This window comes from Limnospira sp. PMC 289.06 (assembly GCF_032350395.1).
GTDB lineage: Bacteria > Cyanobacteriota > Cyanobacteriia > Cyanobacteriales > Microcoleaceae > Limnospira > Limnospira platensis.
Genome location: NZ_JARPLC010000138.1, coordinates 1 through 11,627, shown reverse-complemented (window position 1 = coordinate 11,627; position 11,627 = coordinate 1). Strand labels below are relative to the sequence as shown.

General features: G+C 45.3%; 16 protein-coding genes. 6 read left to right on the top strand and 10 right to left on the bottom strand.

What is annotated here, in order from left to right:
- Window positions 1-140: 140 nt before the first annotated feature.
- Entirely contained in the window at window positions 141-350 is a 210-nt protein-coding gene (locus tag P5674_RS20410; RefSeq protein ID WP_006618452.1) for a hypothetical protein, read from the bottom strand.
- Between the two features lie 281 nt (window positions 351-631).
- On the bottom strand, window positions 632-781 hold the full coding sequence (locus P5674_RS20405; protein WP_157888674.1) for a hypothetical protein: 150 nt from the start codon (window positions 779-781) through the stop codon (window positions 632-634).
- Window positions 782-914: 133 nt separating this feature from the next.
- On the opposite strand from P5674_RS20405, the gene P5674_RS20400 reads away from it, so the two are divergent.
- Both P5674_RS20400 and P5674_RS20395 read left to right on the top strand, forming a co-directional pair.
- Entirely contained in the window at window positions 915-1,781 is an 867-nt protein-coding gene (locus P5674_RS20400; protein WP_006618451.1) for a calcium-binding protein, read from the top strand.
- A 405-nt stretch (window positions 1,782-2,186) separates the two neighbouring features.
- Window positions 2,187-2,510 (top strand): calcium-binding protein, encoded by a 324-nt coding sequence (locus P5674_RS20395; protein WP_006618450.1) that lies wholly within the window; start codon window positions 2,187-2,189, stop codon window positions 2,508-2,510.
- A gap of 24 nt (window positions 2,511-2,534) precedes the next feature.
- Here P5674_RS20395 and yidD read toward each other — a convergent pair whose 3' ends face one another.
- From yidD to P5674_RS20370, 5 genes are read right to left on the bottom strand one after another with little or no spacing between them, the layout of a single operon-like run.
- The gene (yidD, locus tag P5674_RS20390; RefSeq protein ID WP_006618449.1) at window positions 2,535-2,765 is read right to left on the bottom strand and encodes a membrane protein insertion efficiency factor YidD; all 231 of its coding nucleotides are present in this window, start codon (window positions 2,763-2,765) and stop codon (window positions 2,535-2,537) included.
- A 1-nt stretch (window position 2,766) separates the two neighbouring features.
- Window positions 2,767-3,663 carry a tRNA pseudouridine(55) synthase TruB gene (truB, locus tag P5674_RS20385; protein ID WP_043468047.1) on the bottom strand — a complete coding sequence of 299 codons (897 nt, stop codon included), beginning with the start codon at window positions 3,661-3,663 and terminating at the stop codon, window positions 2,767-2,769.
- 5 nt (window positions 3,664-3,668) lie between these two features.
- Window positions 3,669-4,580 (bottom strand): calcium-binding protein, encoded by a 912-nt coding sequence (locus tag P5674_RS20380; RefSeq protein ID WP_014274539.1) that lies wholly within the window; start codon window positions 4,578-4,580, stop codon window positions 3,669-3,671.
- Between the two features lie 32 nt (window positions 4,581-4,612).
- Entirely contained in the window at window positions 4,613-5,593 is a 981-nt protein-coding gene (locus P5674_RS20375; RefSeq protein WP_014274540.1) for an ABC transporter ATP-binding protein, read from the bottom strand.
- Window positions 5,580-6,059: a CoA-binding protein gene (locus P5674_RS20370; RefSeq protein WP_014274541.1), complete on the bottom strand. Its 480-nt coding sequence runs from the start codon at window positions 6,057-6,059 to the stop codon at window positions 5,580-5,582. Before P5674_RS20370 ends, P5674_RS20375 begins: the two co-directional genes overlap by 14 nt.
- Window positions 6,060-6,129: 70 nt before the next feature.
- On the opposite strand from P5674_RS20370, the gene P5674_RS20365 reads away from it, so the two are divergent.
- The 4 genes from P5674_RS20365 to gshB all read left to right on the top strand — a co-directional run bounded on the left by P5674_RS20365 (window position 6,130) and on the right by gshB (window position 9,026).
- Window positions 6,130-7,020, top strand: a complete 891-nt coding sequence (locus tag P5674_RS20365) for a lysophospholipid acyltransferase family protein (protein ID WP_014274542.1) — start codon at window positions 6,130-6,132, stop codon at window positions 7,018-7,020.
- Window positions 7,021-7,415: 395 nt separating this feature from the next.
- Window positions 7,416-7,604, top strand: a complete 189-nt coding sequence (locus tag P5674_RS20360; RefSeq protein ID WP_006618443.1) for a hypothetical protein — start codon at window positions 7,416-7,418, stop codon at window positions 7,602-7,604.
- A gap of 104 nt (window positions 7,605-7,708) precedes the next feature.
- Window positions 7,709-7,969 (top strand): glutaredoxin 3, encoded by a 261-nt coding sequence (gene grxC / locus P5674_RS20355; RefSeq protein WP_006618442.1) that lies wholly within the window; start codon window positions 7,709-7,711, stop codon window positions 7,967-7,969.
- Between the two features lie 73 nt (window positions 7,970-8,042).
- Window positions 8,043-9,026, top strand: coding sequence for a glutathione synthase (gene gshB, locus P5674_RS20350; RefSeq protein WP_006618441.1), 984 nt, complete (start codon window positions 8,043-8,045; stop codon window positions 9,024-9,026).
- Window positions 9,027-9,053: 27 nt separating this feature from the next.
- Here the strand turns inward: gshB and P5674_RS20345 are convergent, their stop codons facing one another.
- The 3 genes from P5674_RS20345 to ilvN all read right to left on the bottom strand — a co-directional run bounded on the left by P5674_RS20345 (window position 9,054) and on the right by ilvN (window position 11,579).
- Window positions 9,054-9,788, bottom strand: coding sequence for a class I SAM-dependent methyltransferase (locus tag P5674_RS20345; protein ID WP_006618440.1), 735 nt, complete (start codon window positions 9,786-9,788; stop codon window positions 9,054-9,056).
- Between the two features lie 2 nt (window positions 9,789-9,790).
- Window positions 9,791-10,900 (bottom strand): hypothetical protein, encoded by a 1,110-nt coding sequence (locus tag P5674_RS20340; RefSeq protein ID WP_315670229.1) that lies wholly within the window; start codon window positions 10,898-10,900, stop codon window positions 9,791-9,793.
- A 151-nt stretch (window positions 10,901-11,051) separates the two neighbouring features.
- A complete protein-coding gene (gene ilvN / locus P5674_RS20335) occupies window positions 11,052-11,579 on the bottom strand; it encodes an acetolactate synthase small subunit (protein ID WP_006618438.1) in 528 nt (175 codons plus the stop codon).
- Window positions 11,580-11,627 lie beyond the last annotated feature (48 nt).

Below are 11,627 nucleotides of genomic sequence, written 5' to 3'. Positions count from 1 at the left end.
GAGCAGGGCCCGTTCCCCACTCTCCCACCTCGCGTTAGCAGGTGGGAGTTCTTGAAGTAATTGACGACTTAATATTGGGGTTTATATGCAACCATAGCCAGGTAACTCGAATCGGAAAAGCGATCCAAAGTTCCATATACCTAGCCACTGGGGCATGGTTTTTGAACATCTCTGAGAATTTTAGCTGATGCCGACCACAACTGAACCAAATTGGGGACTTTTCTTAGAAGTTCCTCAAAGCTGCTATCCCTCACCCCATCAGCTATGGAAGCATTTTTTGGAGATTTAGGGAGGCGATCGACAAATTTCGGCAAAAATTTTTGGAACCATCTGCCAACCCCCTCCGTCATTTTTGTAAGTATCAGCGATATAATTGGCCTATTACTGACAGTGCGATCCAAAATAAGGCCCAGGGCATAACCAACTTGCCCTACTTAAACGGAGACAGTTGGCCATTTACTGGAACCCAAGGAATTACAAACCTCAGAAATGTAGTGTTTGTAACTGTTCGCATATAGGGTGTTTAGAGGAGTTTCTAAGTTAAAATCGTTTCAGCCATTGCCAGGGTAACGATTATCTGTTAAGCTAGTTGTGATTTTTTGCGATCTCTCTATAATGTTGAGGAATTCTCTTAAATCATAGTTTGATCGGTAATATGGGCAAAAACCCCATCTAGTTCTAACAGACTTTTCCGGTCTTTTCCCATAACAAATAGGGAAAAGGCTTCCGGGTTTCGCTGGTATGGTTGAGAAATACTGAGTGTAAAAACTGGTTTGCCCAATCATCAGCTTTAGCCAAATTACCGTAAAATTACTCTAAATTTATCGGCAAACCTACCGAATATCCAGACTGCTATTGTAGAATCCCAATTGTCGAAAATTATTCATTTGTCCAACATTTCGTGAGGAGCACTTATGTCACAGGTAGTTGACCCCACCGAGTTTCAGGTAGTTTTTACAGCCAACGGAGCCGTTATAGTCGGTAGTCCCAATCAGTCTAACCGCATTCGGGGAACTGCAGATGCTATCCGCATACAGGGTGGCGATATGGCGGATACCCTAACCGCTGGCGACAACCCCAACATGGTTATCTACGGCTTCAGCGGTAATGACTCAATAGTTGGTGGCGAAGGCGGCAACGAACTATATGGTAACCAAGGAAACGACACCATATATGGCATAGCAGGTAATAACCTAATCTATGGCGGTCAAGGTGATGACCTAATCTACGGTGGTGATGGTAATAGCAGCCTATCCGGTGACAAAGGTAACGATACCCTAGTCGGTGGTAGTGGCAATGACATCATGCGTGGTGGTGATGGAGATGATTTACTCATAGGTGGTGATGGTAACGACCTACTATTTGGGGAGAAAGGCAACGACACCCTCCAAGGTGGTCCCGGCAACGATACCATGTATGGTGGTCAAGGTGATGACCTCATCCAGGGTGGCGATGGCAATGACTTCCTAGCCGGTGACAAAGGTAACGACACCCTAACAGGTGGTGCCGGTGCTGATACCTTTGCTTTAACTGCTAATCCTAACCTAAGTCGCGATGTCATTACTGACTTCAATAGTGCAGAGGGAGACGTAATTGCTCTACGCGCTGGTGCCGGATATAACTTAGACTCCTTCCAAACTGTAGCCACTGCTGCAGACGCTGGTGGGTTAGGCGGTTTAGTTTACATCCAAAGCACAGGCGTTTTACTATTCAACGGCGAAGAAGTAGCCGAGTTCTTAGGTTCTCCAGATATTACAGCTTCCGATTTCGAGCTATTCTAAGGTTAAAATCCTTGGCGTAGGAGTTAAGTCGTATTGGTTCCCATTTTGGAATAGTAGATTGCTCCTCGATTCTCAATAGTAATTAATTTAAAAGTAGGGTTAGTAATAGCCCTACTTTTTTTGTGGCATTAATCACACAGCCTATAGCCAAAGGTATCAGGCAAAAGGCTATAGAAAAGTATTGGACTGTTTTCCGGATGAATGGCCTCTCGCCTAGAGGATAGGAGTAGTTTGATCTAATGCTGAAAATGTCTGCACATGAGATTGAGGACATGACCTGATCAGATATTCTCAAGTCCGAGGCCATCTAACCATCAATACCCTTTTCAGCCTTTTTAACACGATTACACTCAATGGATGGTTTGACCTAAGCCATGAGCCTTTATAAAAGGAAAGTCCCTAACTATGTCACAGTTTATTGAAACCCCTCAAATTGAAGAATTGGCCGACGGAAGTTTAATCTTTCGAGGAGCTACCGACCAGGAAAATGTTTTTGATGGAGGGTCCGGTGATGATAGCATTACCGGCGGGAATAGTGACGACACTTTGTATGGCGGCCCCGGTAATGACACTATTGCTGGTCTTGGTGGTAATGACCTGATTTTGGGAGAAGAGGGTGATGATTCCCTTATGGGTGGTTCTGGTGATGATACTATCTATGGTGGCGAAGGAAACGATACCATCGACGGTCAAGAAAGATCAGGAATAATGGATGATTATTATGTTTGATGTATGGCGGCGGGGGGAAAGTTGTTAATGATGATGATCATCTTTTGGGGGAACAGGATCATAGCCGCCTGGGTGAAGGGGATGACAGCGCAAAATACGAGCGATCGCCATCCATCCCCCCCGAAAAATGCCAAAGCGATCTATTGCTTCCATAGCATATTCTGAACAAGTGGGATAAAAGCGACAAGCGGGAGGAAGCACCGGAGAAATCAATGACTTATAACCCCTAATCAAACCAATTAATATCCGTTTCATATCAACTATCCAACATGACAACTTGGGGAGCTAATACCATAGTATCCTGTTCTTGAATAATGCGTCCAATACCGAGAAACTGACCGGATTGGTCATCCACCCGTAACACTGTATCGACATTTCCCGCCACGGGAACCCGCTGTCCGTGACTCCAACGTTTAGCATCTTCGGAACCGAGGGCGATCGCCTGTAAATGAGTCAAAGCCACAGAGGGGTCAAGGGGTTTAAACTGTTCCCGCTTGACGAGATCTTCCAACTCTTCAATAGTCAAACTATTTGCCAAGCTAAACCCACTCGACTGTAGGCGAACTAAACCCGCCAGAGTCCCCCCGGTGTTCAGACGTTCCCCCAAATCCCTAGCAATAGAACGGATATAAGTTCCCGGACCACAGGCGATCGCCAATTCCACCTCTGGAAACTCCCCAGGTCGCCAACTCAAAACATCCAACCCAAACACCTCCACCGTCCGGGTGGGAACTTCCACCACCTCACCCCGTCTGGCTCTCTCATATAAGCGCTTTCCCCCCACATGAATCGCACTATAATAGGGTGGTTTTTGCTCAATTTTCCCGATAAATTCAGGCAACAGGGCGGCGATATGTTCCAGTTGCAAATGAGAAGCCGATCGCACCTGTAAAGTTTCCCCCTCCAGGTCATCAGTGGCGGTTGTCATCCCAAAGCGAATCACTCCCCGATAGGCTTTCTCAGAGGACAGAAATTGCAGCAGGCGGGTAGCCCTTCCCAATGCAATAGGTAGGACCCCAGTCGCCGCCGGATCAAGGGTTCCTGCGTGTCCTACCCGCTTTAGGTGTAACACACGTCGAACCCTTGCCACACAGTCATGGGAAGTCCACTCCAGTGGCTTATTCAAATTAAGGAACCCTTGCAAATCGGCCATCAATCTTAAATAGTGATCTCATCAATTGCGGTAAAATCCCCGGAAGTGAGATTATCCACACCAACCACAATAGCCACAAAAGCGCGATTAGGATCAAAACTTTGCCTCAGTCGGATAACGGTGCTATCTTCCAGTTCCCCTTCCAGTCCCACGGAAGTACCGGAAACAAACTCTAGGTTAGTAGATCGCAGACCACCCGACAGCAAAATATCATCGTCACTCGGAGTATAATCCATAATGACATCGGCTTCCGGAATGTTGACCCCCCCACTGAGGGAACTTACCACAAAGGAGTCGCGACCTTCCCCACCGATGAGAGTATCAGCGCCAGTATCTCCCGACAGCAGATCATTGCCATCACCGCCATATAGGATATCATCGTTTTTGCCACCGAAGAGGGTATCGTTTCCATCCCCTCCATATAGCCAGTCATTAGCTAAATTGCCAAACAGCAGATCATCTCCGGCTTCACCATAGAGGGTATCTGCTTCTTGACCACCATAGAGGGTATCATTGCCATTGCCGCCATAAAGCAAATCCCGGCCTTGGTTGCCAAATAATAGGTCATTTCCGGCTTCTCCCAACAGGGTATCAGAACCGGGTCCGCCATAGATGGTATCATTATTGCTACCCCCCAATAAGGAGTCGGGTCCGTCACCTCCAAGAATGCGATCGGCGGCACCAGTCCCCCTCACGGTTTCCCCGGCTGAGTCGGTGACAGTAATTTCATTAACTGAACCATTGCTGCTCAAGGTTTCCCCAAAGTCGGGGGTTCCATTTCCCAAATTATTACCGGAATTATTAGTTCCTCCGTTGACGGAACCTTCGGGGGGGATAATCAGATCAGCGGGTAAGGTATCCACACTGAATAGCTGCTCTAAAATCTCTGGATCGATTACAACTCCTGTAGATGACATAATAATTCCTCAATGTTGTTTATAAGTTGGTTTTATCGACTGGAATAAATACCCCGTTCCCTTAATTGTTGCATAAAAAACTCTTCGAGGGAAAGGCGGGATAAATTCATGGATATCAGTTGAGCATTAATATCCTGTAAATGGGCGATAAATTCCTGGGGATTTCCTTGCAGATTGCCGCGCCAATAGTCTTGTTCAATTTCCAAGTTGGTTACCCATTCCTCCAGTTCTTGAGGATTACCACCTTTGCCACTCACGGCATAGGTTTCAGTAATTCCTAATAACTCATCCAAAGAACCGATAGAAACGAGTTCTCCCCTGGCTAAAATGGCGACGCGATCGCATATTTTCTCGACATCTGACAGGACATGACTGTTAAAAAATATGGTTTTTCCTTGCTGCTTCAGTGATAAAATAATCTCTCGGATTTGATAACGACCCATCGGATCAAGACCGGACATAGGCTCATCTAAAAATACTATTTCCGGGTCATTAATTAAGGCTTGAGCCATGCCAATCCGTTGTAGCATTCCCTTAGAATACTGTCGCATCTGTTTTTTGATGGCGGCTGATTTTGCCAGTCCGACTAAATCTAATAATTCGGGAATCCTTGGGCGACTAACTGCTTTAGGTATTTGGAAGAGTTCCGCCGCTAACTCTAAAAATTCCCACCCGGTCAGATAGTCGTAAAAATAGGCGTTTTCTGGTAAATAACCAACTCGCTGTTTAACTTGGCGATCGCCAATAGGTTTCCCCAATAAATAAGCCGCGCCAGAAGTGGGACGCACCAAGCCTAGTAACACTTTAAATAAAGTCGTTTTGCCGGCTCCATTTTGTCCCAAAAGCCCAAAAGTTTCCCCCTGATATATACTCAGACTACAATTAATCAGGGATTCGATTTTTTGATTCATCCAAAATCCCGTCCGGTAAAATTTACCTAACTTCTCGGTGCTAACTACCGCCGGGGGTGAAGATTTCGGTGATTGGGGGGGTATGGTTTCAGTCTGATTCATACTTTCTGCTTATATGAAGACGCTCGATCTCAATTTTAATACATAGGTTCATCACTAGGTTTAATCCGGCATCTAAAGCCTTTTGACTGGCTTCTGGGTGGGTGATTCCCAACTGACTCCACACGGTTTTCGCCCCAGCAGCGATCGCCTCATCAACAATTTCTGGTAGATATTGCGAACCTCGAAAAACATTCACAATATCAATAGTTTCCGGGACCGCCTGCAAATTAGGATAACAAGGTTGACCGCTAACCTCTCTCAATAAAGGATTCACCGGATAGACCCGATAGCCCCGGTTTCGCAAAAATTCAGCCACCATGTAACTAGGGCGCGCCGGTTTATTGGAATGACCATAAACGGCGATCGCCTCAGACTCCGCCAACACCTGAGCCATTGCGGTATCATCTTGGTTGAGATCAAGCATATTCTGGATATCCTCAGAATTTAGGGCCCATGGTAAACCCATCGCGGCGTTTTCCGCATCTGGAAAAGGGAAGATCTTGATTGAATCTAGTTGCTACTGGGAGTCGATAACCTTGAACCGATTTACCGATAATCATACCGAGCATCATACCGATAATAATTATGCCCCACCATCACCACCAGACCTAGATGGTTGGTGCTTACAGGGACGAGATCCTGAGTTTGTCCGATCGCTCATGCCAGTTTTGGGATGGTTTTACCAGCACTATTTTCGGGTCAAAATGGACGGCTGGCAGCATCTCCGAGATTCAGGCAGAATGTTAATTGTCGGTTCCCATAATGGTGGCTTGGCTGCGCCAGATATGCACATGGGTTTATATGGCTGGGCCGATCGCTTTGGCTGCGATCGCCCTCTATATGGTTTAATGCACCCCAAAGTCTGGGAAATGTCCCCCCCAGTTGCTACTCAAGCCGTGCGGTGTGGTGCTATTCGCGCCCATCCCCGAATGGCGATCGCCGCCTTACAAGCAGATTATCCCGTTTTGGTTTATCCAGGGGGGCCAGAAGATGTGTTTCGCCCCCACAATATGAGAAATCAGATTTATTTTGCCGGGCGGCGCGGGTTTATTAAATTGGCCCTACGCACCGAGTCCCCTATTGTTCCCCTCATTTCCCATGGAGCCCATGATACCCTCATTGTCCTCGCTGATTGTTATCAACAGGTTAAAATCCTCCATGATTTGGGGATGCCTTGGTTACTCGATATTGACCCGGAAGTTTTCCCCATTTATTTGGGACTCCCCTGGGGGTTAAGTATTGGTCCTTTGCCGAATATCCCTTTACCAGGGGAAATCTATATTCGGATCTGTCAACCTATTGTCTTTCAACGCTATGGTCGAGAGGCGGCCGGCGATCGTGATTATGTCGAGTCCTGTTACCAATTGGTCAAAACTCAGATGCAACAAGAACTCGATCGCCTTGTCCTCCAGGTCGAGAAATCCTGAATCTCCCTCTCTGGATAGTTATGCAAATCTTAAATCTTTATTAATTTGGAAAACGGCGATCGACAAAAATTAACACCCCAAATTTAATCACACCAGCTATAATCCCCAATTTCCGCCCTTTCTACCTCAACTACATTGCTCAATAACCATGATTTCCGGTTCGGGATCAAGGTATACCTAGTTAATAGCTATTGCTACCCGGTTCAAAGTCTGGCATAATTGATCAGTAGCTAAACAGAGCGACCCGTTCTTTAAGTTTTTTTAACCTGCTACTAACCATCCGTTAAATATCTCCTCTGAATGTCGTGGTAATCTGGCTAAATTGTCAGGAATTACCCGATAGTTTTGGGGTATATTAGCGCCAAATTTAAACCTAGTAAAAAAACCCATTTAAAATGTCTACCAAACAAATCATTCATTGTCCTAATTGCGGTTCCCACGCCGAACGCTATCACAGCCCTACACTCATTAAAACCCAGTGTCACACCTGTGACTATTTAATGATTACCTGTTCTGAAACCGGAAAAGTCGTCGAAGCCTACGCCCCTGGTCTATATGCCAGTGTATTGCAAGCCGTCAGCTAACCTATCCACTATTTTATGGCCACCCTGTTCCCAGGGTGGTCTCGTTGACAAAGCCTAATTAACTTAATATATTAAGAAATATTACTCATCTCCCTAAGACATATATGACTAATTCCATCGAAATCTATACTTGGAGTAGCTGCCCATTTTGTTTACGAGCTAAGGCTCTCCTCAAACGCAAAGGCTGGGAGTTTACCGAATATGTGATTGATGGAGATGAAGAAGCTCGCGATCGCATGGCCGTTAAAGCCAATGGACGGCGTTCTGTTCCCCAAGTCTTCATCAATGGTCGCCATATTGGCGGCTGTGATGACCTCCACGCCTTAGAAGCCCAAGGTCAGCTTGATTCCCTACTTAGCGCTTAGTTAAACAAAACCCCCGACTCTGTACTACTCAGCAGCAGTCTGGGGTTCATCCTGATAACTTTTAAAATTATTGATGAAATTTGCTTTTATTATTGACCCCATCGCTAATCTAAATCCCGCCCACGATAGCACTGTTGCTATCATGGAAGCCGCCCAAGTAATGGGTCATGAAATTTGGATTACTCAAAGCCATCAACTAAGTGTCATTGCGGGGAAAGCCTGGGGAACCCTAACCTCCCTTCGTTTGACTCCTATTACCCGACGCGATCAGACTTGGGTGGTCCACTCCCCCTGGTTTGAGTTGGGCGCTTCCACATTACAGCCCTTAGAAGCCATGGATGCAGTGTTTATGCGGGTTGACCCCCCCGTAACTGTGTCTTACCTATATACCACTTATATTCTCGACTATATCGACCCCACCAAAACTTTAACCGTTAATGCTCCCCAAGGGTTACGCGCTGCTAACGAAAAAATGTATGCCCTCCAGTTTGCTGATGTCATTCCTAAAACTATTGTTAGCCGCGAAAAAAAGGTAATTCGGGAATTTGTCGAACATGAAGGCGCAGCAGTTTTAAAGCCTTTGGGTGGTAAAGCCGGTGAGGGTATTTTATTTCTGGAACCAGACGATCGCAACTTTAATTCCCTCGTCGAAATCAGCACCCGCCAAGGTGTTGAACCTGTCATGATTCAAACCTACTTACCCGCCGCCAAAGATGGCGATAAACGCATTATCTTGTTAAATGGTGAACCTATTGGGGCCGTTAATCGCATTCCTACTGGTAAAGAGTTTCGCGGAAATATGGCCGTCGGCGGTCGCGTCGCTAAAACTCAAATAAGCGATCGAGAGTTGCAAATTTGTCGCCGAGTTGCTCCGAAATTAATTGAAGCGGGACTATATTTCGTCGGTCTTGATGTCATTGGTGGTTATCTCACAGAAGTTAATGTCACCAGCCCCACTGGGATTAGGGAAATCGATTTACTAGACCATGTAAGTTTGGGTTCTCAGGTGATTGAATGGGTAACTTCTCAAGTAACCCAAATGATTCATCATTCCTGATACATTACCCCGTCGGTTGGCTTTTTCTTAGGGGTTGTGGAGGATAAAAAATTCATATCCATACCATTCGTGATATTCGCGATAGATTTCCACCTCCCGTTTTTCCAGGTCTAAAATTTTCAACGCCTCCTGATTATCTTGATAAATTCGATATAGATGATTAATCCGATCCTCCAAGGGGTTATAGTAATTTAACCACCCCCCCTCTGGTAGGGTGAATTGGTTAATTATTTCATATCCGCAATGACTGATAATCTCCGATAATTCCCATAGATTTTTCATGGCTGGATAATCAGCTTGCCAAAAATCATAAACCTCTGACGGCGGATTTTCCCGTAACCACACTAACTCACTCACCATCATATAACCACCGGATTTTAGATAGGATTTAAATTGCTTTAACCCCGCCTCAAAACCCATAATATACATGGAACCCTCAGCCCAAATAATATCAAAACTAGATGGCGGAAAATTTAGGGATGACATACTTTGATTTAAACAGGTTATCCTCTCCCCAAAACCTTCGGCGATCGCCTTTTGTTTAAGACTGTCTAAATAAGGTTGATGAATATCGATCGCCGTAATTTCTCCATCCGTTAATCTCCCTAATTCCAGAGTGGACGACCCCGGACCACAACCTATATCTAAAATCTTCGGTTTCGACAAACTTGGTATCATCCCAAATCCTTGTCTAGTATACTCATCACCCCCCGGACTTTCCCTCAATAAATCCCTGTGAATTTCCCAAAAAATCTCATTCATAGTTAACTTTTCGCCTGAAAATCTTTAAAAATTGTCTGAAACCCGTACATCAATCTATTGACATTATTAACATCACCAGGAATTATACCACACTCCCATTTTCGCTTCCGACTCGCTAACAACTTCCCCGCTACTTCTGACACACTATTCGACACAAAATAACAATCTCCCGCTACCCGTAACTCCGAGGCTAAAGACAAAAACGCTTGGGCTACTTCTGGCTGTAATTGGGAAGCAGAATATTCACAATTAACCCCCAATAAAATCCGCGACGCGCGAGGTTCACGGCCGTTATTTCGACAAGCATCCGCCTCCATTTTATATAATACGCAAATATCGCAATCATACAAAACTCGCAGCCGCCCATGAACTTTAACCCCCATATGTATTTCTAAAGGTGGCTTATTGGCAAATTCAATCAGTGCGTGGGTGTAGGGCTGTGTTTTCTCATAGATTTGTCCGGGACGCTGACGAAATATTAACCTATCTGTGGCTTGTTTTGTCACATCCTTATAACTGACTTTACCCCCCTCATTTTTTGCCCCAGCTACGATGATATTAAATATATACAAAATAAACAGGTTCCTCAGTTGTTTATGTCTCCTGAGATGGGGGTTAACGATCGCCTCTAAATTTACCTTGATTTCCGTCAACAATGATGGCTGATTTTTGGCGGAATTTACCCGCAACTTTCCTAGGGTCTTTCTGACCTGTTCAGCGGCGGCTAATCTTTCTAAAATTTCCGGCTGATAAAACTTGACAAATTCTGCCTTTTGTGCTAAGTTTGAATGCCAGGATATTTCTGATTTGAAATCTGTAGTCAGTCCTTGATTATCTAAGAGAGTGGCTATTTCTTGCTCCATTTCCACCCCAGAAATCACAGTGCGATCGATAGCATCAATCAGCATTAACAACTGTTCCTGGGGGCTATAATAAGCCAATTTGAGGTCAGGGGATTTTCTCCCCATCACCATTTCCTCAACCGTTTTTCCGGCCGTTAAAATCTCCTCTACCTGTTCAGCGATCCATCCCAATTCTAACTGATTAAGTATTTCGATCAGTTCATCATAAATAGTCCCGCAATTATGTTCGTCCATACTGTTTAAAAACATAACAACCCCACACCTCCACCAGCACTATCTGGGAGGCGACTAATTATATTGTAGCTGATCAATTCAAAAATATGACTTAAAAATCAACTTTTTGGGTAAACCAAAACCCAGGACCCGCAAAAGTCGCCAGGGGTGGGGGTTTTGGTCGAAGTTAAAACTTAGGTTCAGCGGGTTGACTCTTGAGGAATTCGGTATTAACGCCAGACTCCCGCGTGAGAGCGATTTTACCAGTCCGAGAAATTTCGCGGATGCCAAATTTACTCAATACCTGAACGATCGCCACCATTTTACCAGGGTCTCCGACCACCTCAATAGTCAGGGAGTCATCCCCAATATCAACCACCCGCGCGCGAAAAATCTGAGCCAACTCAATAATCTCGGAACGAATAGCACTGTTAGGGGAGTTAACCTTCAATAACATCAACTCCCGTTCAACACAGGGAACCTCAGTAATATCAAGTACCTTGAGAACATTAATCAGCTTGTAGAGTTGCTTAGTCAACTGCTCAATAACGCGATCGTCCCCAGGGACCACCATAGTAATTCGGGAAACCCCAGATTTTTCAGCAGGTCCAACAGCCAGGCTTTCAATGTTAAATCCACGACGAGCAAACAAGCCAGCAATGCGCGTCAGAACACCCGCCTCATCTTCAACTAAAACAGAAAGGGTATGTTTCATCAAAAATTCTCCGAGAAACCCCCATCCTCGCGTAGCAGGTGGGGGAGG